This window comes from Micromonospora sp. MA102, from assembly GCF_025460765.1.
In the GTDB taxonomy this organism is placed as follows: domain Bacteria; phylum Actinomycetota; class Actinomycetes; order Mycobacteriales; family Micromonosporaceae; genus Micromonospora; species Micromonospora halotolerans.
On sequence record NZ_JAMWEG010000034.1, the window covers coordinates 1 to 24,795 of the forward strand.

The window sequence follows — 24,795 nt, forward strand, 5'->3', positions numbered from 1 at the left end:
CCCCGGTCAGCGGGGCACCACGAGGCACATCCCACCCGCGGCGGGCCCGTCCATCGTGGTCAGCGCGTCGGGCACCTCGTCGAGGCCGATGGTCCGGGTGATCAGCTCGCCGGGGCGCAGCACCCCGGCCGTGACCAGCCGGAGCAGCTCCGGGTAGGCGTGCGCGGCCATGCCGTGGCTGCCCCGCAGCTCCAGCTCGTACGCGATCACCAGCTCCATGGGCAGCGCCGGGCGGCCCTGGGCGGCGGGGAGCAGGCCGACCTGCACGTGCCGGCCGCGCCGGCGCAGGCTCTCCACCGACGCCACGCAGGTGGCGTGACTGCCCAGCGCGTCCAGTGACAGGTGGGCCCCGCCGCCCGTCGCCTCCCGGACCGCCGCGGCCACCGCGCCCGGACCGCCGAACGTGCCGCCGTCGAGGCAGACCGCCGCCCCGCAGCGCCGGGCGAGGTCCAGCGCGCCGGGAGCGATGTCGACCGCCACCACCCGCGCGCCGCAGGCCACCGCGACCATCACGGCCGACAGGCCCACCCCGCCGCAGCCGTGCACGGCCACCCACTCGCCCGCGGCCACCCGCCCCTGGCCGACCACCGCCCGGAACGCCGTGGCGAAGCGGCAGCCGAGCGCCGCGGCGGTCGGGTGGTCCAGGCCGTCTGGGAGCCGGACCAGGTTGACGTCGGCGTGCCGCACCACCACGTACTCGGCGAACGAGCCCCAGTGGGTGAAGCCGGGCTGCGTCTGCCGCTCGCAGACCTGCTGGTCGCCGGCCAGGCAGGTGGGGCACCGCCCGCAGGCGCAGACGAAGGGCGCGGTGACCCGGTCGCCGGGCCGCCAGTCCCGGACGCCCGCGCCGACCGCCGCGACGACACCGGCGAACTCGTGCCCGGGCACATGCGGCGGGCGGATGTCCGGGTCGTGCCCCTGCCAGCCGTGCCAGTCGCTGCGGCACAACCCCGTCGCCTCCACCCGGACGACCGCGCCGTCGGGCGGCGCCACCGGGTCGGGGACGTCGCGGACCTCGGGCCGGGCACCGAACTCGTCGAAGATCACGGCACGCATGCCGGCATCCTCACACGCCACCGCCGGGTGGGCGGGGCCCGGGCTTCCGGCGGGCGGTGCGCATACCGCCGCTCCGGACAGCGGCCGGTGCCAGGATGGGAGCGTGGGGGAGCGGGGCTGGTATCTGGTGGGGGCGCCGTGGGACTGCTCGGGCCTCGGCCGGGGTGAGCGGCTCGCCCCGGCCGCCCTGCGCGCGGCCGGGCTGTCGGAACTCGTGCCCGACGACGCCGGGGACGCCCCGATCGTCGTCGACGACGACCGGCGGGACGACGCCACCGGCGTACGCGCGCTGGGCCGGACCAGCCGGGCGGCGCGGGTGCTGGCCGACTGGCTCGACGCCGCCGCCGGGCGCCGGCCCGGCCGCCGGCCGCTGGTGCTGGGCGGGGACTGCAGCCTGCTGCTCGGCGTCCTGCCCTGGCTGCGGCGGGACCGGGGTCGCGTCGGCCTCTGGTTCGTCGACGGGCACCCCGACTTCCTCGACGGCCACTCCTCACCGACGGGGGAGACCGCCGACCTGGACCTGGCCCTCCTCACGGGCACCGGTCCCGAGCAGCTCACCGCGCCGGCCGGGGTGACCGCGCCGCTCGTCGCGCCCGACGACGTGGTGCTGGTCGGCCACCGTACCCGTGATCTCGACCCGGAGGCCGCCGCCGAGGTGGCCCGGCTTCCCGACAGCATCCGGCGGTTCGACGCCCCGGCGGTCGTCGACGCGCCGCGCCGGTGCGGCGAGCGGGCCGCGGCGATGCTCGCCGACGTCGACGGCGGCGTCTGGCTGCACGTCGACTGCGACGTCCTCGATCCGGCGGACCTGCCGGCCGTCAGCTACCCGGAACCCGGCGGCCCGACCCCCGGCCAGCTCGCCGACCTGCTGGCGCCGCTGTTCGCCTCGCCCCGGTTGCTGGGCGTGAGCATCGCCGACTTTCGTCCGGACCTGGATCCGGACGGCCGCCACGCGGCGACGCTGGTCGCGCTGCTGCGCCGGCTCCTGTCCGACGCCGTCGACAATCCGATTCCGTGACCGGCGGTCAATGCGTGAGCGGTGCCGGAAGTCCCCCTTTGCCGGCTCGCGCGGTAAGGTCGTTCGCGCTGCTCATCGCGGGTGTCGCTGCGCAATCGGCGGACCGCAAATTGCAGACCGGTAAGGAATTGGCAAGACCGTTGGAACGCAATTCCCAAGCGAATTCCATTGACGTCAGCAAATCTTGACTTGAATCGTCGAGGAGTGCACCGTGAAAGGCGCCGGCACCCGACGGGTCGCCGGGTCGCCATTTCAGGAGGCGGTCATGCGGTGGAATCCGTTCGCCGGCGCGTACCTCGCCGACCCGGCGCGGCTCTGGCGGGAACTCCTCGACTCCCCGGGCGGGGTGCACCACGACGAGGACCTCGGGCTGTGGCTGATCACCCGGCACGCCGACGTGCGCCGGGCGCTCGGTGACACCCAGACCTTCGGCAACGCCCTCACGCTCACGCCGGTCTACGACGTCTGCCCGGAGGCGATGGCCGTCATCATGCGGATCGACGCCCCGCCGACCACGGCCGCCGCCGACCCACCGGTGCACCCGCGGACCCGCCGGGCGCTGCGGGCCACCTTCGCCAACACCACCGACCGGGTCGAGCAGCGCTACGGCGCGATCGTCCGCCGCCGGGTCGACGAGCTGGTCGCCCGCCTCGCCGCCCGGACCGGCCAGCAGGTCGACCTCGTCCGCGAGCTCGCCACCGAGCTGCCCCTGCTGGTCCTGCTCGACCTCCTCGGTGTGCCGGAGCGGGACATCGCCCGGGTCCGGGCCTGGGCGGACGGCCAGATCGCCCTCGTCTGGGGGCGGCCCGAGCCGGCGGAACAGGTCCGGCTCGCCCGGGGGCTGCTGGAGTTCTGGCGCTACTGCCAGGGCCTCGTGCGCGACCGGCTCGACAGCGACCGGCCCGGTGACGGCTACGTCGACCAGCTGCTCGCGTACCGGAACGGCGACGACGAGGTGCTCACGATCGCCGAGGTGTCGAGCATCGTGTTCAACCTTTTGGTCGCCGGGCACGAGACCACGGCCGGACTGCTCGCCCACGCGCTGGACCAGGCGCTCGCCGACCCCGACCGGTGGCGGGCGATGGCCGCCGAGCCGCACCGGGTGCCCGGGTTCCTCACCGAGACGCTGCGCTTCGCGCCCGCCATCGACGGCTGGCTGCGGGTGACCAACCGGCCGGTCACGCTGGGCGACGCCACGATCCCGGCCGGGGCGCGCTGCCTGCTGCTGATCGGCGCCGCGAACCGGGACCCGGCGGTGTTCGCCCACCCGGACCGGTTCGACCCGGGGCGGACCGACGGGTCCGACCACCTCTCCTTCGGGCACGGGCCGCACTTCTGCATCGGCGCGGCACTGGCGCGGCTGGAGGCCGGGCTCGCGCTCACCCGGCTCGCCGCCGCCCTGCCCGGGCTGCGGCTGGCACCCGGGCACCGCCGGTCGTTCCAGCCCAACGTGGCGTTCCGCGCGCACCGCGGCCTACCCGTCGTGGTCGACACGGCGGTGCCCGCCGCCCGGCGTCCGGCGGCCTGACCCGCGTCGCCGTGCCCGGCGCTGACCTGCGGAGGCGGTCACGGAGCGGAGTCATGTCTTCACACCCGTCGGGGAATGGGTTAAGAATTGTCCCCTGCGAATGCCCGGTCATCACCCCGCCCGATCTCATGTCGATGCCGACCCGGCGTCGCGAAGGTGAGCACATGGATCGCACGCCCCCGTCGAGCGCCGCTCACTCCGCTGCCAGCCATCGCTTCCGCGCGGAGTTGCGGCGCTGGCGGACGCGGCAGGGGCTGACCCAGCGGGCGCTGGCGGAGCGGGTGCGGTTCAGCCGGGAGACGGTCGCCGCGGTCGAGTCCGGCCGCCGGTTCGGCAGCCAGGAGTTCGCCGTCCGCTGCGACGAGGTGCTCGGCACCGGTGGCCGGCTGGCGGCGTTGTGGCCCCAGGTCGCGGCGGAGCAGCTGGCCGCGGACGGTCGCCGCGGGCCCCGGTTCGGCGAGGTGGCGCGGCTGGAGCCGGCGCCGGCCGCCCGGCGCGACGCGCGGGATCCGGAGGCGGTGGTCGCGGCCATCGACGAGTTGCGGGAGCTGATCGGCCAGGTGCTCGGCCAGCCTGAGGTCGACGGGCCGCCGCCCGCGCCGCCCTCCCGGCGCTGACGCCGGGAGGCCCGGCCGAGACGCACCGCCGGCGCTGCCAACTCTGGGTACAGATGTTGGTACGGGCTGTTTGTACCACCGTCAGGGCTGGTCTGAGCGCACGGCTTCCGGCGCAATGAAACGTGCAATCCGCAAATGCAGATTGACCGTTGTTGATGAGTGCGGGGAGTCAGCCTTGGCGTCGAGCACGAGGTCCCACGCGGCCCGACCCTACCCGACCCGCCGCCGCGGCTGGAAGATTGCCGCCCGGATGCGTCTCATCGTCGCGGCTCCGCTGGTCGCCGTGCTGGGCTTCGCCGGCCTGGCGCTCACCGAGAGCGCCCGCCAGACCACCCGTGCCAGCGACCTCGGCGTCCTGGCCCAGCTCGGCGCCGAGGCGGGCGACCTGGCCCACCGGCTGCAGAACGAGCGCATCGTCGCCGCCGACCTGCTCACCCGGGGCGCGCCGGAGCAGCAGGACGCCTTCGCCACCGCCACCACCGCCACCGACGCCGCCGTCGCCCACTACCGCCGGCAGCGCGCGAAGCTGCCCGCCGACTCCGCCGCCGACCAGGCCGTCCTGCCGCGGATCGACGCGGCGCTGACCGGGCTGCCGCCGCTGCGTGCCCAGGTGCGCACGGCGGAGCGCGCCTCGGTGTCGGCGATGACCTTCAGCTACCGGATCGCCATCGCCGACCTGCTCAGCCTCCGCGAGAGCGTCACGCTCGGCGTGGTCAACGCCCGGATCGCGGACGGCATCCGGGCCTCCGCGGCGCTGTCCGAGGTGGCCGAGGCGATCGGCCAGCAGCAGGTCGCCGTCCTGCGCGCGATCGCGGCCGACCAGCTGACCCCCGCCATGCAGCAGGACATCACCGCCGCCCGGGCCGGCTTCACCGAGTCGAGCCTCGCCTTCCTGGCACTGGCCCGGCCCGCCTGGCGCGGCTGGTGGGAGCAGGCCGCCAGCGGCGAGAGCGCGCTGCTGCTGCAACGGATGCAGGACCAGGTGTCGCGGAGCGTCGCCGGGAGCCCGCTGGAGCTGGACCTCGACACCTGGGTCACCGCCACCCGGCAGTGGTCCGTGCGGCTGGCCGAGCTGCGCCAGCGGATCGACGCGGTGGTGCTCGACGACGTCCGCGCCGCGCACGCCGAGCAGCGGGGGCGCGCCGTGCTGGAGGCGGCGGCCGTCGTGGTGGCCCTCGTGCTCACCACGCTGGTCACCTGGGCGGTGGCCCGGCAGATCACCCGGCGGCTGCGCCGGCTGCGGGACGCCGCGAACGCCGTCGCGTTCGAGCGCCTGCCCCAGGTGGTGGCCCGGCTTGAGCATCCGGACAGCACCTCGGTGGACCCCGACGAACTGGCCCGGAGGCAGGCCGGCGACGGGCTGGAGCCGTCCAGCGACGACGAGATCGGCGAGGTGGGGCAGGCCTTCACCGCGGTGCACCGGGCGGCGGTGCGCACGGCCGCCGAACAGGCGGTGATGCGGGCCAACACCGCCGAGATCTTCATCCACCTCAGCCGGCGGGAGCAGCGACTCGTCGACGCGGTACTGGCCCAGGTCGACAAGGTCGAGCGGGACGAGACCGACCCCGACCGGCTGCACCAGCTCTACACGCTGGACAACCTGGCCACCCGGATGGGGCGGATCAACGCGAGCCTGCTGGTGCTCGGCGGGGTCGGCGTCGGGCGGGTACGCCACCACGACGTGCCGCTGCAACAGGTGCTCCAGGCGGCGCAGAGCCAGATCGAGCACTACGCCCGCATCCGCCTCGGCCTGGTCGACGGCGACGTCGCCGTCAGCGCCGAGTCCGTCGACGAGGTCGTGCACCTCCTGGCCGAGCTCATGGAGAACGCCACCGGCTACTCACCGCCGGAGACCGAGACCTGGGTGACCGGCCGCAGCCTGGGTGACCGGGCGATCGTCCAGATCAGCGACGAGGGCGTGGGGCTGTCCCCGCAGCGCCGGCAGCAGCTCAACGACCTGCTCGCCCGCCCGCCCGCCGTCGACGTCGCCGCGGTACGGGCGATGGGGCTGGTCGTGGTGGGGCAGCTCGCCACGCGGCTGGGCGTGGCCGTGCAGCTCCGCCCGGGTCCGCGCCGCGGCACCATCGCCGAGGTGGCGCTGCCGGGGTCGATGATCCGGCCGCTGCCCCCGGAGGAGTTCCTGCTCACGCCCGGCCGGCCGTCCCGGCGGGCGGCGCGGACCGCCGTCGCTCCGCCCTACCGCGCGGCGCCCGAGCCGTGGGCCGGCAGCCCGCCGGCCGACCCGGTGCTGCCGGTGGCGCCCGTGTTCCAACCCGCCGCCGCACCGGACCGCGGCACCGTGCCCGCCGAGGAACTCGTCATCTACCACCAGGTCAACCACTGGTTCCAGGTCGACCGCCCGGGCGGCGACAACGGCACGCCGTGGGCCGGCCCCGCCGACGACGCCTGGCGTACGGCGTCCCGGGCCGACTCACCCGAGGTCGCCGGCACCACCACCTCGGGCCTGCCCAAGCGGCAGCCGCAGCAGCACCTGGTGCCGGGCGGCGTCACGATGCCGCGGCAGCGCTCGGAGCACCGCGACCCGGCCCGGGTGGCCACCGCGATGGCCGCGTACGCACGGGGGGTCGCCGGCCGCCGGCCCAACCTGATCACCCACTGACCGGACAGGGAGTGCACGTGACCGACCACCAGGATCTCGGCTGGCTGCTGGACGTCTTCGCCGAGCGCGCGACCGAGGTCAGCCATGCCATCGCCATCTCCAGCGACGGCCTCATGGTGGCCGCCACCCGAGGGCTCCCACCCGACCGGGCCGACCAGCTGGCGGCCACCGGCAGCGGGCTGGTGAGCCTGCTCCGCGGCGCGGCGGCCTTCTTCGACGCCGGCGCCGTGATCTCCAACGTCACCCAGCTCGAAGGCGGCTTCATGTTCTCCATGGCGTTCAACGACGGCGCCTCGCTGCTCGTGCTCGCCGACCCGCAGTGCGACGTCGGCAAGGTCTCCTACGAGATGACCGAGCTGGCCAACCGCATCGGCGACGCCCTGACCCCGGCGGCCCGCGCGGCCCTGAGCCGCAGCCGCTGACCCCGGCGCCCCCACGCCGGAACCCCACCCCCCACGGAGGAGCACACATGTCCCTCACCACGTCCCGGCGCGGCCGCGCGCACACCGCGGCGCTGCTCGCCCTCGTCCTGCTCGCCGCGCCGGCGTGCGCGAACGACGAGGGCGGCGCCGGCGCGGGCGCGCCCGTCAAGATCGGCCTGCTGGCGTCGCTCTCCGGCACCTACCAGGCGGTCGGCAAGGATATCCGCGACGGCTTCCAGCTCTATCTGTCCAATCACGACGGCAAGCTGGGCGGCCGGGAGGTGGACCTCGTGGTCGCCGACGAGGGCAACGGAGCGGCGACCGCGGTGCCCGCCGCCACGAAGCTGCTCAAGCAGGACCGGGTTGTCGCGCTGACCGGCGTCGTCGGCGGCGGCTCGGTGGCCGCCGTCTACCCGCTGCTCAACGAGACGAAGGTGCCGTTCGTCGGCTCCAACGGCCGGCCCGAGCTGAAGGACGTCTCCCGGGTCTGGCACACGTCCTACCTGTCCGACGAGCCGGGTGAGGCGATCGCGCAGCACGTGCGCGACGACGTCAAGGGCAGCGTCTACGCCATCGGCCCCGACTACCAGGGCGGCTGGGACGAGCTGCGCGGCTTCACCGAGGCCTTCGCCAAGGCCGGCGGCAGGCTGGCCAACCCGGACGGCAAGGCGACCTTCACCCCGTTCCCGGCGACCACCAACTTCACCCCGTACTTCGCGCGGATCAAGGCCTCCGGGGCGAACGCCGTCTACACGTTCTACGCCGGCAGCGCGGCCGTCGACTTCGTGAAGCAGTACGCCCAGTCGGAGGTGAAGGACCTGCCGCTCTACGCCGCCGGGTTCCTGACCGAGGGCGGGGTGCTCAACGCCCAGGGCGAGGCCGCCCGCGACATCTACTCGGTGCTCAACTACTCGCCGGACCTCGACAACGCGGAGAACCGCGCCTTCGTGGCCGCCTGGAAGGCCGAGCACGACGGCTCCCCGACGACGTACGCCATGGCCTCCTACGACGCGGCGGCCGTGCTGGACCGGGCCATCGCGGCGGCCGGTGACGAGGCGACGCCGGAACGCGTCAACGCGGCCATCGGCCAGCTCGGCCAGCTCGCCAGCCCGCGCGGCACCTGGCAGTTCTCGCCGACCACCCACGCGCCCGTGCAGAAGTGGTACCTGCGCCAGGTGCGCCAGGACGGCCGCGCGCTGTCCAACACCGTGGTGGGTGACCTCGCCACCGTCGGCGGGTGACCGCGGTGGCCGCCGGCATCCGGTTCGACCCGTACGTCGTCCCCGCCCTCGACGGGGTCGCCTACGGCCTGCTGGTCTTCGTCGCCGCCGCGGGGCTGGTGCTCTGCTTCGGCGTCGCCGGCATCCTGAACCTGGCGCACGGCACCCTCTACGCGATCGGCGGCTACACGGCGGCCGCCCTGCTGGACGGCGGCTGGCCGAGCCTGGCGCTCGCGCTGGCCGTCGGGGTGGTGGCCGCCACCGCGTCCGGCGCGCTGGTCGCCGGGCTGCTCACCCGGGTCGCCGCGCGCAGCCACCTCACCCAGGCGCTGCTGACCTTCGGGGTGGCCCTGGCCGGCGGGAGCCTGCTCGTGAGCGCCTTCGGGCCGGACGACCCGCCGGTGCGCGTCCCCGCCGTGCTGGACGGGTCGGTGGCGGTCGCCGGGCACCGCTACGCCGCGTACCGGCTGGTCTTCATCGTGGTGGCGGCGCTGCTCGCCGGCCTGCTCCACCTCGTGGTGCGCCGCACCCGGGTCGGGATGCTGGTCCGCGCCGCCGTCGACGACGCCGAGATGGTCGCCGCGCTCGGGGTGAGCCCGGCCGGGATCCGGGTCGGTGTGCTGGCGGCCGCCGGGGCGCTGGCCGGCGCGGCGGGGGTGCTCGGCGCGCCGATCATCGGCCCCGGGCCGGACACCGCCGACGCCGTGCTGCTGCTGTCCCTGGTGGTGGTCGTCCTCGGTGGCCTCGGCTCGATGGCCGGCACCCTGCTCGCCGCACTGGCCGTCGGGCAGATCCAGACCCTGGGCGTCGCGCTGGCCCCGTCGGCCGCCCCGTTCCTGCTCTTCGCCGCCATGGCGGTGGTGCTGGCGGTGCGGGCGCGGGGCCTGGCCACGGTCCGGAGGGCGACGTGAGGCGGGGAGCCGTCCGCGCGCTGCGCCGTGGCGTCGCCGCGATGGTGGTGGCCGCCCTGGTGCTGGCGCCGTGGGCGGTCGACGACTACACCGCCGCGCTGCTCGCCCGGACCCTGGCGCTCGGCCTGGTGGCGGTGAGCGTCGCGCTGCTCACCGGCGTCGCCGGGCTGCCCACCCTCGGCCAGACCGCCCCCTACGCGGCGGGCGCCTACGCCAGCGCGGTCGTCGGCAGTCATGTCTCCGACGTCGGCCTGGTGCACCTGGCCGTCGCGGCGGCGGCCGGGGCTACGCTGGCCGCGGTGACCGTGCCGCTGGTGGTCTCCGCGCGCGGCGTGGTGCTCCTGATGATCACCCTGGCGGTCGGCGAACTCGCGGTGACCGTCGTGGGGCGCTGGCGGTCGGTGACCGGCGGCACTGACGGGCTGGCCGGCGTCGTGGCGTCCCGTCCACTGTGGGGGATGCCGGTGCTGGCCACGGACCGGGCGCGCTACCTCTACACCCTGGTGGTCGTCGCGGCGCTGGTCGGCGTGGTGCTGCTGGTCCTGCGCACCCGGGTCGGGCTGCTGCTGCGGGCCGGCCGGGACGACGAGGCGCGGCTGCGGGCCGGCGGCCACCGGGTGGCCGTGCACGTCGCCGGCGTGCACGTCGCCGCCGGGGCGGTGGCGGGCGCCGCGGGCTCCCTGCTCGTGGTGGCGCAGCAGTTCGTCTCCCCGGCCGACTTCGGTTTCGACACCTCCGCCCTGCTGCTGCTCGGCGTGGTGATCGGCGGCACCGCCTCGGTCGGCGGCGCGCTGCTCGGCGCCGTGCTCGTCGTGGCCGCCCGGGACTGGCTGTTCGGCGTGCTCCCCGGGCAGGCGCCCCTGGTGCTCGGGCTGGCGTTCGTCGCCGCCGTCCACCTGCTCCCCGACGGCGGGCGCCGCCCGCCGGTGCGGGGCCGGCTGCTCCCGACCGTCCCGGCCCGCCGCCCCGCCCCGGAGAGCCCGACGCCGACGGGAGTACGCGCATGACCCCGCTGCTGTCCGCCCACGGCGTCACCGTCCGGTACGGGTCGCTGGCCGCACTCGACGGCGTCGACCTGCGGATCATGCCGGGCCGGCGGCACGCGCTGATCGGGCCGAACGGCGCCGGCAAGACGACGTTGCTGGACGTGCTCGGCGGGCGCACCCGGGCCGGCGGCGGCCGGGTGCTGCTGGCCGGGCGGGACGTCACCCGGCTGGGCTCGGCCGCCCGGGCCCGCCGGGGCATCGGCCGGATCCACCAGCGACCCGCCGTCTGGTCGACGCTCACCGTGCGGGAGAACGTGCTGGTGGCCGCGCTGCCGCGGGCGGTGCGGGCGGGCCGGTGGCACCCGTCGGCGCGGCGGCGGGCGGCCGCCCGCACGGCGGACGCGCTGCTGGCCCGGGTGGGCCTCACCGGGCTCGCCGGCGTCCCCGCCGGCCACCTGGCGCACGGGCAGCGCCGGCAGGTGGAGATCGCCATGGGGCTGGCCGGCCGGCCCCGGCTGCTGCTGCTCGACGAGCCGGCCGCCGGGCTGTCCGCCGTCGAGGTCGGGTGGCTCATGGAGTTCCTGCGGACGCTGCCCCGCGCGGTCGCCGTGCTGCTGGTCGAGCACCGGCTGGACCTGGTCTACGCGCTCTGCGACACGGTGACCGTGCTGCGCGACGGCCGGACGCTGGCCACCGGGACGCCCGCCCAGATCCGCGCCTCCGGCCCGGTCCGGGAGGCGTACGCCGAGGGGGTGGCCTGATGCTGCGGATCGACGGGCTCTGCGCCGGTTACGCGGGCGGCACCGTGCTGCACGGGGTGAGCCTCGACGTGCGCGCCGGCACCGTCCAGGCGGTGGTGGGGCGCAACGGCGCGGGCAAGAGCACGCTGGTGCACAGCGTGGCCGGCCTGGTCCGGCCGTACGCCGGCCGGATCGAGATCGGCGGGGTGCAGGTCGCCGGCCGGCAGCCGCACCGCATCGCCCGGTCCGGGGTCGGCCTGGTCCCGCAGGGCCGGCGGGTCTTCTCCCGGTTGACCGTGGCCGAGCACCTGGTCCTGGCGGCCGCGCCGTGGCGGGCCGCGACGCCCGGCGGCGAGGGCTGGACGGTGGCCCGGATCCTGGAGCTGCTGCCCCGACTCGGCAACCGGCTGCGCCACCGCGGCGACCAGCTGTCCGGCGGCGAGCAGCAGATGCTGGCCATCGCCCGGGCCCTGCTCGGCCAGCCCCGCCTGCTCCTGCTGGACGAGCCGTGCGAGGGCCTGGCCCCCGACCTGGCCGCCCGGGTGCGGGAGCTCGTCGGCACGCTGGCCCGCACCGGGCTGACCGTGCTGCTCGTCGAACAGCAGCTCCGGCACGCCGTCGAGGTGGCGGACCGGATCGCGGTGCTGGAGTACGGCCAGGTCGTCTACGACCGGCCGGTGCACGAGGTCCGGGCCGACCCGGACGTCCTGGCGGCGATGCTCAGCGTCGCCGCGGTCCCGGAGCCGTCGGCTCCCCGACCAGTGCCCGGGCTCTGGTCCGACGCCGGGCACTGACCCCGACCCGCAGCGACAGGGATGAGGAACGATGCCGACCCACGCCCGTGACACCGACTACGCCTTCGACAACGGCGCCCCGGACGCCGTGCCCCAGATGCGGGCGCTGGAGTCCTTCCTGGATCCGATCACCGCGCGCCGGATCGCCCCGCCGGTGCTCGCTCCCGACGGCGTGTGCTGGGAGGTCGGCGCCGGCGGCGGTTCGGTCGCCCGCAGCCTGGCCCGGGCGGTCGGCCGGGGCGGCCGGGTGCTGGCCACCGACCTCGACACCGCGCACCTCACCCCCGCCGGCAACCTCGACGTACGCCGGCACGACGTGCGTACCGAGCCGCCGCCCGGCGACGCCTTCGACCTGATCCACGCGCGGTTGGTGCTGCTGCACCTGCCGGAACGGCGGCGCGTGCTGGCCTCGCTGGCCGGCGTGCTGGCCCCCGGCGGCTGGCTGGTCGTCGAGGAGTTCGACTGCACGGCGCCGCTGCGGGTGCTGGCCGCGCCGAGCGACGACGCGGCGAAGCTCTTCGCCCAGGTGACCGACGCGATGCTCGACATCCTGCAGAGCCACGGCGCCGACCTGGCCTGGGCACAGGACGTCCACGGCGAGCTCGTGGCGGCGGGGCTGGTCGAGGTGGACACGGTCGTCCACGCCCAGAGCTGGCCCGGCGGCTCCCTCGGGGCGTCGCTGTACGGGACGAACTCCCGGCAGTTGGAGCCGGAACTGCTCGACGCCGGGTTGTCCCCCGGTCAGCTGGAGGCGTTCCGCCGGCTGCTGCGGGACCCGGGGTTCGCCGTGATGTCGTACCAGTTCGTGTCGACCCGGGGACGGCGGCCGGCGGCGCGGTGAGCGCCGTCCCGCCGCTACCGCCCGAGGAACTCCTCAAGCACCGTGACCAGCCGCACCGGGGTCTCGTACATGGCGTAGTGGCCCGCGTTGGCGAGCACCTCGAGCCGGGCGTTGGGGTAGTGGCGCAGCCACGTCTCGCGCATCGTGTCGGCGCCCAGCGCGGGGTCGTGCTCGCCGACCACGGCGAGCGCCGGCACCGGGTTGCCCTTCACCTCGTCGGTGAAGTCGGTCCGCGCCCACGCGGTGAGGTACGCGCCGAACGCCTCCGGAATGGAGTGGGCGAGGGAGAACCGCACCATGTCGTCGAGCCAGCGGCCGGACAGCCGGTTGCCCGTGGTGAGGTCGATGATCGCGCGCCGGTTGGCCGGGTTGGTCGCGGCCCCGTCGAACAGCGTCCAGCCCTGGAGGTCGAACGGCACGCCGCTCGCCGGGACCGGGCTGATGCCGACGAGGCGGGTCACCCGCCCGGGGGCGTCGGCGAGGACCCGCTGGGCGGCGCTGCCGCCCATCGAGTGGCCGACCACCGAGAAGGTGTCCCAGCCGAGGGAGTCGGCCAGCTCCAGGGCGTCGCGGGAGATCTCGGCGATGGTGTGCTCACCGGCCACGTCCCTGCGCGCGCCGTAGCCCCGGTAGTCCGGGAACGCCCAGGTGAAGCGCTCGGCGTCGATCAGCTCCGGCAGCCAGCCCCAGCCCTCCGCCGAGCCGAACCACCCGTGCAGGGCCAGCACCCGGTGCGGCCCGTGACCGACGGTGAGGTGGCTGATCGTCATGTGCGGGCCCCTTCCACTGATGCGGCGTGGCGACAGTGAACGACCTGACCGCCCGGCGGGGGAACACCGGCGTCGGATAGGCGACGCCGCACCGCTGCCCGAGGTGACCGCCCACCCCCGCTCGGGGATGGACGGTCACCTCGCGGTGCGACGAGGATCAGATCAGGCCGCCCATGGCCGGGTCGCTGATGCTGGGCTTGCCGTTCTCGACGTGACCGGCGTAGCGGACCGTGAACGCAGGGTCGGCGGAGACGGTCACGGTGAGGTCGTACCAGCCGTGCGCCCGCGACAGCGACCACGACGGCGACGCCGTCTCGCCCGGCTTGAGCGACAGCCGGGTCCGCCGCGACGAGTAGCGGTCCGCGACGGCCACCTCGACCCGCTTCGCGCCGCGGTTCACCAGGGTCAGGCCGACGTGGTGGTCGCGCTCGTCGTAGCTGGCCCGGACATCGATGCCCGCGCCCGCGCCGCCGGTGAAGCGGCGGAAGAAGCCGTTGGGGCCGTGCACCTCGAGGTCGTAGCCGGCGGTGGCGTCCCAGGTGTCGCTCACCTGCTTGCCCGGCTCGACGGTGTACGTGCGGGGTGCCTGCGCCGGGTCGGCCGAGCGCACCTGGAAGACGCCGGCGACGCCGCCGGAGTTGCGGAAGTCGAGCTGGAACGACGTGCCGGCGGCCCGCCCGTCCACGTGCAGGGTGTACGGGATGGGCCGTGCGGGCCGCACCCCCCGCTCCTGGCCGGGCAGGCGCTCCTCGGCCGGCGGCACCGGCACCTCGTCCGGCTGGCGGGTGAGGTCGACCGGCTTGAGGTCGGCGGTGTCCGGCAGCTTCACCCGGGGCGAGGCGTTCGGGGTCCGGAAGTCGAACGCGCTGGTGAGGTCGCCGACCACCGCGCGCCGCCACGGCGTGATGTTGGACTCGACCAGGTCGGCCCGGCCCTTGGCGAACCGGGCCTCCAGGAAGCGGATCAGTGAGGTGTGGTCGAACACCTGCGAGTTGACCCAGCCGCCCCGGGTCCACGGCGAGACGACGATCATCGGCACCCGGACGCCGAGGCCGTACGGGCCGGCGGCCCGCCGCCCGTCGCCGGGGAAGATCTCGTTGGTGGTGGGCACGGTGGACAGGCCCTCGGCGCGGCTCTGCGGCGGCGTCGGCGGCACCAGGTGGTCGAAGAAGCCACCCTCCTCGTCGTACGTGATGAACAGGGCCATCTTGCTCCACACCTCGGGGTGGCTGGCCAGGATGTCGACGACCTGCGACATGTACCAGGCGCCGTAGTCCGGCCCCCAGTTCGGGTGCTCGCTGTAGGCCTCCGGCGCGACGATCCAGGAGACCTGCGGCAGCGTCCCGTTCGCCACGTCCCGCCGGAAGTCGGCCAGCAGCGCCTCGGGGGAGCGGTCCTGCTTCGCGATCTCGGTGCCGGTCTTCGCCCGGTCCGCCAGCGGGGTGCCGGGCCGGGCGTTCTGGTACTGGTGGAAGTAGAGCAGCGAGTTGTCCCCGTAGTTGCCGATGAACGGGTCCCCGGTCCAGCCCCAGTAACCCTCGGCGGTCAGGCCCAGGCCGACGTCCTGGTAGACCTTCCAGGAGACCCCGGCGCGCTCCAGCCGCTCCGGGTAGGTCGACCAGTCGTAGCCGGCCTCGGCGTTGTCGATGACCGGGCCGCCGCCCTTGCCGTCGTTGCCGACCCAGCCGGTCCACATGTGGTAGCGGTTGGGGTCGGTCGAGGCCAGCACCGAGCAGTGGTAGTTGTCGCAGACGGTGAAGGCGTCGGCGAGGGCGAAATGGTACGGCAGGTCGCCGCGGGTGTGGTGGGTCATGGTGACCACGCCCTTGTTCGGCACCCAGCGGTCGTACCGGCCGCCGTTCCAGGCGCCGTGGGTGTCGGCCCACCCGTGCGGCGGGTCCGGCAGGAAGGTCTGCCCGAGGTCCGGCACCTCGGGCCGGAAGGGCAGCAGGTCGGCGGAGCCGTTCGGCTGGTGCCAGACGCTGCGGCCGGAGGGCAGCGTCACCGGGTGCGGGTCCGCGAAGCCCCGGACCCCGCGCAGGGTGCCGAAGAAGTGGTCGAAGGAGCGGTTCTCCTGCATGAGGAAGATGACGTGCTCGACGTCCTCGATCGAACCGGTCCGGTTGTTCGCCGGGATGGCGAGGGCCTTGCTGAAGTCCACCGGCAGGGCGGCCGCCGCCACCGGAGCACTCATCATCTTCAGGAAATTTCGACGGTCCACACTTGCCATGACAGAGCACCACCTGACTGACGCCGAACGATTGCCGGTGGCACGCTATTGGCGCCAGGTGGACCTCACGTGTCCGGAACGCGAGCGTTGCGCCAACGCCGTAAGATCCACGCACCCTGGCGAGAGTCCTCGCCTCCGCCCCCTCCGGAGCTCCCATGTCCGAGCCGCAGGACGCCACCCGCGACGTGCCCGGGGCCGGCCGGTCCCGGCGGCGCTGGCTGCTGCCGGCGGCCGGGCTCGCCGCGGCCCTCGCGGTGGCGTCCGCCGTGGTCGCCGCGACCGGGCCCGATCCGGAGCGACCGGCCGCCCGGCCCGTCGCCGCGCCGACCTCGCTGCCGCCGACCGCGGTGACCAGCACCCCGAGCGCCGTTCCGGTCCCGGTGGGTCCGCCGAGCCCCACGGTCACGCCCGCCCGCGCGTCAACGCCGACGCGGCGGCCCGCGCCGGCCCGGTCGACCACAAGCGCCGCCCCGCGGCCCCGCGCGACGACCCGGGCCCCGAAGGCGAGCTGCACGCCGGCGGGGGTGGTGGACGTGGTCCAGCTGTTCACCGACGGCGTGGTGAAGGTCGCGGCGCGGACCGACGGCGAGTGGTCCGACCAGCTCTGCCCGGGCGAGCGCATCCGGGTCTTCTGGGCCACCTACCGCCGCACCGCGGACGGCGGCGCGACGCTGTACCGGTCCGAGGTGCGCTACCTCGACCGGGCGTCGCCGACCTGGACCATGCACCTGGTGACCCCGGACACCTGCGGGCCCTGGTACGTGGTCTCCGGCGGCGCGAGCATCCCGCGGACGCTGAAGCCGGGCGTGGTGCCGTTCGGTGGCAGCAAGATGCACTGGGAGACCGGCGAGCACTGCTGACGGGGCGCCGGAACGAGGGCGTCCCGACCGTCCGGCGTCAGCGCAGCGGGCCGTCCCCGGGGCCGTTCGGGTCGTCGACCAGGTGCATGGCGGCCTCCTCGGCGCTGGCCGCGCCCCCGTCGACGCCCGCGTCCCAGGCGACCGAGTCCGCCTGCTCGTCCTCGCCGAAGCCCGCGTCGTCGGCCACCAGGCGTCCCGTCCGCGCCTCCCGCTCGTAGCCCCGGCGGGTCAGCTCGTCCTCGTCGTCGGTCGCCTCGGCGTACGGGTCGAGGTCCGGCTCCTCCTGGGCGAGCAGCTGCGCGAGGGACTCGCCGGCCCGCTCCTCGGCGGGCGTCGTGCCGAACCGGTTCGCCGCGCTCCAGTGGTCGGCGGCGGCGATGCCGGTGTCGAGGGGATCGCCGGTCCGGTCGTCGTCGAGGGTGTCCGAGGCGTCCAGGACGCCGTCGTCCTCGGCCACGTTCCACTCGTCCGCGATCTCGGTCCGCTCGGTCTGGCTCATGGCGATCCTCCCTGGTCAACGCCCCGTGCTGCCACCCAGCCTAGAACCGTCGCCCGGGCCGGCGACGACACGGGGGCCGGTCACAGCCTCCGGCCCCTGGCGTCGCGGGCGACGATCCCGTCCAGGGGTTCGCCGGGGGCGAGCACCCCCGGGTCGAACCAGAAGATCACCAGTCGGGGGTCCTCGCTCCACCGAGCCAGCCGGGCCTCGACGTGGCGGCCGTCGACGGTGCCGACGATCCGGGCGGCCGGCCCGACGAAGTACCCGAAGGTGGGCACCGGGACGGCGGAGGGCACCCGTGCCTGCGGGTCGGAGCCGATCTGGTGGAACCCCGGCCGGCGGTCGCTGCCGGACACGTCGTTGACCAGGTAGTCGGTGGTCAGCTCGCCGACGGGGGAGCGCCGGCCGGCGGCCAGGCCGATCGTCACCCCGGGCAGTTCGGGCACGTCGACCGGAACGACGTAGAACACCCGCTCGTCGCCGCCGTACCGGATGCCGCTGCCCACCACGGCGCCGACCGGTCGGGGCCGGGGCTCCACCGGGCCGGGGTCCTTGGTCGCCGTCGGGCTGGGGACGGCGGTCGCCGTGGGGGCCGCGACGGGCGCGGTGGCGGCCGGCCCGGGCTCCGGCGGCTCCGGCGGGCGGGTCCGCGCCACGGCGCCACCGACGCCGAGGACCACCGCGGCCACAGCCGCCGCCACCGCGCCGGTACCGGCGACCCGCCGGCGGCGGCGCACCCGCCGGCCCTCCCGCATGATCCCGGCGAGGTCGGGACCGTCGCGGTCGGCCCGCTCGGTCGCCCGCATGGCCCGGCGCAGCTCATCCACCTCGTTCATCGCCGCGTCCCCTGCGGCTCGCGCGCGGTGAGGCCCGCGGCGCGCAGCTTCTCCAGGGCCCGGGAGGCGGTGCTCTTGACGGTCCCCACCGAGACGTCGAGTTCGCGGGCCACCTGGGCCTCCGGAAGGTCGAGGTAGTGACGCAGGACGACGACGGCCCGCTCGCGCGGGGTGAGCGTGCCGAGGATGGCGAGCAGCCAGCGCCGGGTCGCCACCTCGTCCGCCACGTCACCGCCGTGCGGCTCCGGGAGGTCCTCGGTGGGGTACTCCCGGATCGGCCGCCGCCAGGCGTCCACGAGATGGTTCACCAGCACCGACCGGGCGTAACCGTAGGCGTCGCCGTTGCGGACCCGCGACCACGACGCGTAGGTGCGGACCAGCGCGGTCTGGGCCGCGTCCTCGGCCTGGTGATGGTTGCCCGTCATCAGGAAGGCGGCGTGCACCAGCCGCGCGGACGCCGCCGTGGCGAACTCGACGAACTCCGCGTCACCCCGGGCCATGCTCAGCCTCTCCACATCCCACCTGGTACAGGACGGGTGAGGCGGGTGAAAGGTTGAGTCCCCGCCGGATCAACCTTGCCACCGGGTCACCCGTCCTCCTCCCTGCGCACCACCCGGCGACGGCGAGGGAGACCGACGATGACGAGGACCGTGGACCGGGCTCGCGGTGGCGGCACGATGCTACTGCTGGCCACGCTGCTGTCCGGCTGCGCACCGACCGCGGCCGGCCGGGCCGCCGGCCCGCCGCCCGCCGCTCCGGCGGCCACCGCGCGGGCGGCGGCGCCGGCGTCCGCCCGGCAGCCTCCGGTCCGGATCGGCTATCCGGCGGACGGCCACGGCCGGTGGCGGTTCGCCCCCGGCGAGCCCGCGACCCCGAGGGGTACGCGCCGGCTGCTGCGCTACCGCGTCGCGGTGGAGGGCGACATCCGTGGGGTGCCGCCGGCCGACTTCGCCGCGGAGGTCACCCGCACCCTGAGCGACCCGCAGGGCTGGACCGCGGACGGCGTCCTCACCCTGCGGCGGGTCGGGCGGGACCAGCCGGCCGACTTCACCGTCTACCTCGCCACCCCCGGCACCCGGGACGAACTGTGCCAGGACCGGCCGGACGGCTACACCTCCTGCCGCCACGGCGACCGGGTGGTGCTCAACGTCGCCCGTTGGGCCGGCGGTGTGCCGGGTTACGGCGCGGGACTCGCCACCTACCGCCGGTACATGGTCAACCACGAGGTCGGCCACCGGCTCGGCCACGGGCACGAGCGGTGCCCGGGGCGGGGCCGGCCGGCGCCCGTGATGCAGCAGCAGACCCTGGGCCTGCACGGCTGCACGCCGAACGCGCTGCCCTACCCGCACGGCCGGCGGTACACCGGACCGCCGGGGACGTACGCCGACCCGGTGCCGCCCCGCGAAGACGGCCGACCCGGCTGAAACGGGACGGCGACGGCGCGTGGTGGGGGCCGACCGCCGATGGTGCTTTAGTAGACGCCATGCCCAACCCCGCGATCCTCACCGTCGACGACGACCCGGCCGTCTCCCGGGCGGTCGCCCGCGACCTGCGGCGCCGCTACGGCGACCGGTACCGGGTGGTGCGGGCCGACTCCGCCGAGGCGGCGCTGGAGGCGCTGCGCGAGCTGAAACTCCGCGGCGAGCAGGTGGCGGTGCTGATCGCCGACTACCGGATGCCGCAGATGAACGGCATCGAGTTCCTCGAGGCCGCCATGGACCTCTTCCCCACGGCGCGGCGGGTGCTGCTCACCGCGTACGCCGACACCGACGCCGCGATCAACGCGATCAACGTGGTCGACCTCGACCACTACCTGCTCAAGCCCTGGCACCCGCCGGAGGAGAAGCTCTACCCGGTGCTGGACCAGCTGCTGGAGTCGTGGACGGCCGGCGCGGCCACCGTCACCGCCGAGCTGCGTGTGGTCGGGCACCGCTGGTCGGCCCCGTCGTTCGCCGCCCGCGACTTCCTGGCCCGCAACCTGGTGCCGTTCCGCTGGGTGCTCGCCGACGAGCCGGAGGGTGCCGGGCTGCTGGCGGCGGCCGGGGTGACCGCGAACGACGTACCCCTGGTCGTGACGGCCGACGGCAAGTCGCTGGTGCAGCCGACGACGGCCGACCTGGCTGCGCAGGTCGGGTTGGCCACGACGCCGGCCGCGGACTTCTACGACCTGGTGGTGGTCGGCGCCGGCCCGGCCGGGCTCGGTGCGGCCGTCTACGGCGCCTCCGAGGGGCTGCGGACGGTGCTGATCGAGCGGCGGGCCACCGGCGGCCAGGCCGGGCAGAGCAGCCGGATCGAGAACTACCTCGGCTTCCCGGACGGCGTCTCCGGCGCCCAGCTGACCGACCGGGCCCGCCGGCAGGCGCTGCGGTTCGGCGCCGAGCTGCTCAGCGCCCGCGAGGTGGTGTCCCTGGAGGACGCCGGTGGGGCGCGGGTCCTGCGGTTCGGCGACGGCAGCAGCGTCGCCGCGCACACGGTGGTGCTGGCCACCGGCGTCTCCTACCGGATGCTGCCCGCGCCCGGGCTGGCCGAGCTGACCGGCCGGGGCTGCTTCTACGGCTCGGTGGCCAGCGAGGCGCCGAGCTGCTCGGGAGAGGACGTCTACATCGTCGGTGGGGCGAACTCCGCCGGCCAGGCCGCCGTGCACTTCTCCCGGTACGCCCGCCGGGTGCACCTGCTGATCCGCGGTGACGACCTGGCCCGCTCGATGTCCAACTACCTGATCGAGCAGATCGCCCGGATCGACACCATCGAGGTCCACCCGCACACCGAGGTGGTCGGCGGGGCCGGTCAGGAGCACCTGGAGGAGGTGACCCTGCGCGACACCCGCACCGGCGAGACGCGGCGCGTCGGCACCTCGTGGCTGTTCGTGTTCATCGGCGCGGAGCCGGGCACCGACTGGCTCGACGGCGCGGTCGCCCGGGACAGCCGGGGCTTCGTCCTCACCGGGCCGGACCTGACCCGGGGCGGCCGCCGGCCCGCCGGCTGGGCGCTGCCCCGCGACCCGTACCACCTGGAGTCCAGCATGCCGGGCGTCTTCGCCGCCGGTGACGTGCGGGCCGAGTCGGTGAAGCGGGTGGCCTCGGCCGTGGGCGAGGGCGCCATGGCGGTCTCGCTCGTGCACCGCTACCTGGAGGCACAGTGAGCGCGAGGAGTGAGCCGGGTCTGCGAGCCCCGCAGTCGCGAACAAGGGAGGCCCAGTGACCACCGACAACGACCGGCTCACCTCCGACGACCTGCGGCGCCTCTTCCTCTTCGAGTCGCTCACCCCGGAGCAGCTCGCGCACCTGACCGAGCACGGCCGGGTGGAGCGGCGCCGCGCCGGCGAGGCCGTCTACGTCGAAGGCGAGCCGGCGAGCTGCTTCTACGTGCTGCTGCACGGCACGGTGACCCTGCACCGCCGGGTCCAGGGCGACGACATGGAGGTCAGCCGGACCAGCCAGCCCGGCGTCTACGGCGGCGCCATGCAGGCGTACGTGGGCGACCTGGCCGAGCAGCGCTATCTCAACAGCCTCTTCGCGGTGACCGACTGCGCGGTCTTCGCGCTCCCGGCCCAGATCATCGCCGAGGCGATGCGCAGCTGGTTCCCGATGGCCACCCACCTGCTGGAGGGGCTGTTCATCGGGATGCGCAACTCGCAGACCATCGTCGGCGAGCGGGAACGGCTGCTGGCCCTGGGCGCTCTCTCGGCCGGGCTCACCCACGAGCTCAACAACCCGGCGGCGGCCGCGGTGCGGGCGACCTCGGCGCTGCGCGGCCGGGTCGCCAAGATGCGGCACAAGCTCGCCATGATCGCGGACGGCCGGCTCGACGGCCGGCGCCTGCACGACCTCGTCTCCCTGCAGGAGGAGGCGGTGAAGCGGGCCGGCGCCGCGCCGTCGCTGACCCCGCTGGCGGCCAGCGACGCGGAGGACGAGCTGGCCGACTGGCTCGACGAGCGCGGTGTCCGGGGCGCCTGGGAGCTGGCCCCGACGCTGGTCGCCGGGGGCATCGACACCGGCTGGCTGAGCCAGGTGGACGCCGCGGTCGGCGCCGACGACCTGGAGTCGGCGATCCACTGGATCACCTACACCATCGACACCGAACTGCTCATGGGCGAGATCGACGACGCGGTCACCCGGGTCTCCGGGCTGGTCGGCGCCGCGAAGCAGTACTCCCAGCTGGACCGGGCGCCCTACCAGACGGTCGACGTGCACGACCTGCTCGACGCCACCCTGGTCATGCTCCAGGCCAAGATCCCGGCCGGCGTGCGGGTGGTGAAGGAGTACGACCGGACGGTGCCCGCCGTTCCCGCGTACGCCGCCGAGCTGAACCAGGTCTGGACGAACCTCATCGACAACGCGCTCGGCGCGATGGGCGACGCCGGCACGCTGACGATCCGGACCGGCCGCAAGGAGGACCGGCTGATCGTGGAGATCGGTGACACCGGCGGCGGCATCCCGCCGGAGATCCGGCCGCGCATCTTCGAGCCGTTCTTCACCACGAAGCCCGTCGGTGAGGGCACCGGCCTCGGGCTGGACATCTCCTACCGGATCGTCGTCAACAAGCACCACGGGGACATCCGGGTGCGGTCCGAGCCGGGCGACACGCGGTTCGTCGTGCTGCTGCCGCTGACGCCGGCCTGACCGGGCGAGGTCGGGTCAGAACAGCGTCGACGGGGCGACCGGCGCCGGCTCGGGCAGCGGCGCGACCCCGGGCAGGCGCGCCCGGACCTGGTCGTGGAAGCGGCGGGCGAGGTCGGGCGCGTCGGCGTTGTCCGGGGTGTGCACGAACACGGTGGGGGAGCGGCCCTCGCGCAGCCAGCCGGTCACCACGTCGAGCCACGGCTGCCAGCCCTCGACCGTGCGTGCCGGGTCGTCCCGCCCGAGGTAGCGGACGATCGGCCGGTCGGTCAGCGCCCGGGTCCGCAGCGGGAGGCGCGGCTTCTTCAGCCACGCCTCCCGCTCCGCGTCGCTGGTCGGCGGGGTGCGGAAGAACGCGGTGGTGTCGAAGGGGATCCACTCCGCGTCGACCCGGGCGAGCGCGTCCTCCAGGGTGCGCGCCGCGCCGCCGTCGGTGAAGAACGCGGGGTGGCGGACCTCGACGGCGTACCGGTGGGTGGTGGGCAGGCCGCGCAGGAAGCGGGCCAGCGTGGGCACGTCGCCGGGGCCGAACGAGCCCGGCAGCTGCACCCAGAGGGCGTGCGCGCGTGGGCCGAGGGGTTCGACGGCGTCCAGGAAGGCCCGCAGCTCGGCGTCGGCGCCGGTGAGCCGGCGCTCGTGCGTGACGACCTTCGGCAGCTTGGGCACGAAGCGGAAGTCGGGCTCCGTCTGCCGCGCCCAGGACGCCACCGTCTCCGGTGACGGGGTGGCGTAGAAGGTGGTGTTCCCCTCGACCGCGGTGCACCACTCGGCGTAGGCGCGCAGCCGCTCGTGGGCCGGCAGCGGGTGCGCCAGATAGCGCCCCGGCCAGGCTCTGTGCGTCCACATGGCGCAGCCCACGTGCAGGCGCATCCGACCCTCCCACCGCTCGACGGCCCGGCGCGGCCACCCGCGCCGCGGCAACGGTATCCGGGCCCGACATCCGGGCGGATTCGACCGGGACGGCCGCCCGGGGGCGTCCGGTTCGTTCAGCCGCGACCGGTGCCGTCCGCGAGCAGCCGTCCCGCGGTCCGGCGGCGTTGCTGCTTCACGAGATAGAGCCGCTGGTCGGCGGCGTGCAGCAGCCGGTCGAGGGTGTCGCCGTCGTAGGGGGCGGTGGCCGAGCCGACGCTGACGCCGGCCAGGCCGCGTACGGCCGCCTCGATCCGGGCCGCCGCGGCCCGCGCCGACTCCCGGTCGGCGTCGGACAGCACCACCACGAACTCGTCGCCGCCGATGCGGGCGAGGGCGTCCTCGGCCCGCAGGACGGTCCGGGTCGCCGCCACCACCCTGCGGAGCAGGTCGTCGCCGGCGGCGTGCCCGAGGCGGTCGTTCACGAGCTTGAAGTCGTCCAGGTCCAGGCAGAGCAGCGACGGGCCGGGGCGGCAGCCGGCGTGGAACAGGAACGTGGCCAGCTCGGCCAGGCCGCGCCGGTTCAGCGCGCCGGTGAGCGGGTCCAGGGACGCCAGGGCGCGCAGCTGGGACCGCTGCCGGGCGAGGGCCCGGGTCTGCGTCGAGCAGACCGAGGCCAGCACCAGCATGCCGGCCAGGTAGACGAACACGTGACCGGCGGGGGCCGGCCGCCCCGCGACGGCGACGACGAGGTACGACCCGACGGTGAGCACCTCCAGCCCGACCATGAGCCGCAGGTGCGGTGTGTAGCTGGCGACGAACACGGTCGTGGTCACGAACCCCAGCGCGGCCGGCGACGTCACGCCGCCGTCCCAGTAGGCGCCGAGCGCCGCCATCACCAGCGTGATCATCAGGAGGGAGAACGAGACCCGGTAGCTGGACGCCTTGGTGGTCACCCGGGTGGCCGCCCACGTGCCGGCGACACCGGCCGCCAGACCGCAGCCGTACGCCGTGAGCATGAGGTCCCGGTTCGGCGCGCCGAGCGTCAGGAGACAGTAGGCGACGGCGACCGAGTGGGAGACGGCGTGGAGGGCCGCGCTGATCAGCGTGCGGCGGCGGCGCTCTCTCATCCCACCGTCCACCGTGCCCCCGACCGCCGGTCGCGCGCGCCCGTGCGGGCACGGCGTCGCTCAGCCGGTGCGATCGCGCCGACCGCCGGTGTGGACGCCACTCGGATGAGGCAGCTCACCACGTCGAAATTCAATGACCTGCGGGAACCGGCAGTCAAGAGACGAGTCGTTAACCAGCCGTTCATATCACGTACGGGAGCGTCCGGATCACCCTGAGCTGCGGGCGGGGGGCGGCACCCCGCCCGTAAC

General features: G+C 75.2%; 23 protein-coding genes. 15 read left to right on the top strand and 8 right to left on the bottom strand.

The window, feature by feature from the left end:
* Window positions 1-6: 6 nt before the first annotated feature.
* Window positions 7-1,056, bottom strand: a complete 1,050-nt coding sequence (locus NFX44_RS32920) for a zinc-dependent alcohol dehydrogenase family protein (RefSeq protein WP_262287508.1) — start codon at window positions 1,054-1,056, stop codon at window positions 7-9.
* Between the two features lie 103 nt (window positions 1,057-1,159).
* On the opposite strand from NFX44_RS32920, the gene NFX44_RS32925 reads away from it, so the two are divergent.
* The 11 genes from NFX44_RS32925 to NFX44_RS32975 all read left to right on the top strand — a co-directional run bounded on the left by NFX44_RS32925 (window position 1,160) and on the right by NFX44_RS32975 (window position 12,753).
* Window positions 1,160-2,074 carry an arginase family protein gene (locus tag NFX44_RS32925; RefSeq protein ID WP_262287509.1) on the top strand — a complete coding sequence of 305 codons (915 nt, stop codon included), beginning with the start codon at window positions 1,160-1,162 and terminating at the stop codon, window positions 2,072-2,074.
* 265 nt (window positions 2,075-2,339) lie between these two features.
* Window positions 2,340-3,602 (top strand): cytochrome P450, encoded by a 1,263-nt coding sequence (locus NFX44_RS32930; protein ID WP_262287510.1) that lies wholly within the window; start codon window positions 2,340-2,342, stop codon window positions 3,600-3,602.
* A 164-nt stretch (window positions 3,603-3,766) separates the two neighbouring features.
* On the top strand, window positions 3,767-4,219 hold the full coding sequence (locus tag NFX44_RS32935) for a helix-turn-helix transcriptional regulator (protein ID WP_262287511.1): 453 nt from the start codon (window positions 3,767-3,769) through the stop codon (window positions 4,217-4,219).
* Between the two features lie 250 nt (window positions 4,220-4,469).
* Complete coding sequence (locus tag NFX44_RS32940) at window positions 4,470-6,839, top strand: nitrate- and nitrite sensing domain-containing protein (protein ID WP_262287512.1); 2,370 nt, start codon at window positions 4,470-4,472, stop codon at window positions 6,837-6,839.
* Window positions 6,840-6,856: 17 nt separating this feature from the next.
* Window positions 6,857-7,261 carry a roadblock/LC7 domain-containing protein gene (locus NFX44_RS32945; protein WP_262287513.1) on the top strand — a complete coding sequence of 135 codons (405 nt, stop codon included), beginning with the start codon at window positions 6,857-6,859 and terminating at the stop codon, window positions 7,259-7,261.
* 47 nt (window positions 7,262-7,308) lie between these two features.
* Window positions 7,309-8,502, top strand: a complete 1,194-nt coding sequence (locus NFX44_RS32950; RefSeq protein ID WP_262287514.1) for an ABC transporter substrate-binding protein — start codon at window positions 7,309-7,311, stop codon at window positions 8,500-8,502.
* Complete coding sequence (locus NFX44_RS32955; protein ID WP_262287515.1) at window positions 8,499-9,392, top strand: branched-chain amino acid ABC transporter permease; 894 nt, start codon at window positions 8,499-8,501, stop codon at window positions 9,390-9,392. Before NFX44_RS32950 ends, NFX44_RS32955 begins: the two co-directional genes overlap by 4 nt.
* Complete coding sequence (locus NFX44_RS32960; protein WP_262287516.1) at window positions 9,389-10,399, top strand: branched-chain amino acid ABC transporter permease; 1,011 nt, start codon at window positions 9,389-9,391, stop codon at window positions 10,397-10,399. The genes NFX44_RS32955 and NFX44_RS32960 overlap by 4 nt, the downstream gene beginning before the upstream one ends.
* Entirely contained in the window at window positions 10,396-11,139 is a 744-nt protein-coding gene (locus tag NFX44_RS32965) for an ABC transporter ATP-binding protein (protein WP_262287517.1), read from the top strand. Before NFX44_RS32960 ends, NFX44_RS32965 begins: the two co-directional genes overlap by 4 nt.
* Window positions 11,139-11,912, top strand: coding sequence for an ABC transporter ATP-binding protein (locus tag NFX44_RS32970; RefSeq protein WP_262287518.1), 774 nt, complete (start codon window positions 11,139-11,141; stop codon window positions 11,910-11,912). The genes NFX44_RS32965 and NFX44_RS32970 overlap by 1 nt, the downstream gene beginning before the upstream one ends.
* Before the next feature lie 31 nt (window positions 11,913-11,943).
* Window positions 11,944-12,753, top strand: a complete 810-nt coding sequence (locus NFX44_RS32975; protein WP_262287519.1) for a methyltransferase domain-containing protein — start codon at window positions 11,944-11,946, stop codon at window positions 12,751-12,753.
* A gap of 14 nt (window positions 12,754-12,767) precedes the next feature.
* On the opposite strand, the gene NFX44_RS32980 is transcribed toward NFX44_RS32975, so the two are convergent.
* Both NFX44_RS32980 and NFX44_RS32985 read right to left on the bottom strand, forming a co-directional pair.
* Window positions 12,768-13,523: an alpha/beta fold hydrolase gene (locus tag NFX44_RS32980; RefSeq protein ID WP_262287520.1), complete on the bottom strand. Its 756-nt coding sequence runs from the start codon at window positions 13,521-13,523 to the stop codon at window positions 12,768-12,770.
* 157 nt (window positions 13,524-13,680) lie between these two features.
* Entirely contained in the window at window positions 13,681-15,753 is a 2,073-nt protein-coding gene (locus NFX44_RS32985) for a phosphocholine-specific phospholipase C (RefSeq protein ID WP_262287521.1), read from the bottom strand.
* Window positions 15,754-15,908: 155 nt separating this feature from the next.
* Between NFX44_RS32985 and NFX44_RS32990 the strand changes: the two genes are divergently transcribed.
* Window positions 15,909-16,613, top strand: coding sequence for a hypothetical protein (locus NFX44_RS32990; RefSeq protein ID WP_262287522.1), 705 nt, complete (start codon window positions 15,909-15,911; stop codon window positions 16,611-16,613).
* 37 nt (window positions 16,614-16,650) lie between these two features.
* Here the strand turns inward: NFX44_RS32990 and NFX44_RS32995 are convergent, their stop codons facing one another.
* The 3 genes from NFX44_RS32995 to NFX44_RS33005 all read right to left on the bottom strand — a co-directional run bounded on the left by NFX44_RS32995 (window position 16,651) and on the right by NFX44_RS33005 (window position 18,463).
* Complete coding sequence (locus tag NFX44_RS32995) at window positions 16,651-17,112, bottom strand: DUF5709 domain-containing protein (protein WP_262287523.1); 462 nt, start codon at window positions 17,110-17,112, stop codon at window positions 16,651-16,653.
* 80 nt (window positions 17,113-17,192) lie between these two features.
* Window positions 17,193-17,948: a hypothetical protein gene (locus NFX44_RS33000; protein WP_262287524.1), complete on the bottom strand. Its 756-nt coding sequence runs from the start codon at window positions 17,946-17,948 to the stop codon at window positions 17,193-17,195.
* On the bottom strand, window positions 17,945-18,463 hold the full coding sequence (locus tag NFX44_RS33005) for a SigE family RNA polymerase sigma factor (protein ID WP_262287525.1): 519 nt from the start codon (window positions 18,461-18,463) through the stop codon (window positions 17,945-17,947). The genes NFX44_RS33000 and NFX44_RS33005 overlap by 4 nt, the downstream gene beginning before the upstream one ends.
* A gap of 123 nt (window positions 18,464-18,586) precedes the next feature.
* Here NFX44_RS33005 and NFX44_RS33010 point away from each other — a divergent pair, with 123 nt between their 5' ends.
* The 3 genes from NFX44_RS33010 to NFX44_RS33325 are packed head-to-tail and all read left to right on the top strand — an operon-like array spanning window position 18,587 to window position 22,570.
* The gene (locus tag NFX44_RS33010) at window positions 18,587-19,372 is read left to right on the top strand and encodes a DUF3152 domain-containing protein (protein ID WP_262287526.1); all 786 of its coding nucleotides are present in this window, start codon (window positions 18,587-18,589) and stop codon (window positions 19,370-19,372) included.
* Between the two features lie 59 nt (window positions 19,373-19,431).
* Window positions 19,432-21,090 (top strand): FAD-dependent oxidoreductase, encoded by a 1,659-nt coding sequence (locus tag NFX44_RS33015; protein WP_262287527.1) that lies wholly within the window; start codon window positions 19,432-19,434, stop codon window positions 21,088-21,090.
* 55 nt (window positions 21,091-21,145) lie between these two features.
* Window positions 21,146-22,570 carry an ATP-binding protein gene (locus NFX44_RS33325; protein WP_315974661.1) on the top strand — a complete coding sequence of 475 codons (1,425 nt, stop codon included), beginning with the start codon at window positions 21,146-21,148 and terminating at the stop codon, window positions 22,568-22,570.
* A gap of 15 nt (window positions 22,571-22,585) precedes the next feature.
* On the opposite strand, the gene NFX44_RS33030 is transcribed toward NFX44_RS33325, so the two are convergent.
* Both NFX44_RS33030 and NFX44_RS33035 read right to left on the bottom strand, forming a co-directional pair.
* Window positions 22,586-23,413: a DUF72 domain-containing protein gene (locus tag NFX44_RS33030; RefSeq protein ID WP_262287530.1), complete on the bottom strand. Its 828-nt coding sequence runs from the start codon at window positions 23,411-23,413 to the stop codon at window positions 22,586-22,588.
* Window positions 23,414-23,553: 140 nt separating this feature from the next.
* Window positions 23,554-24,546, bottom strand: coding sequence for a diguanylate cyclase (locus NFX44_RS33035; RefSeq protein WP_262287528.1), 993 nt, complete (start codon window positions 24,544-24,546; stop codon window positions 23,554-23,556).
* Between the last annotated feature and the right edge of the window lie 249 nt (window positions 24,547-24,795).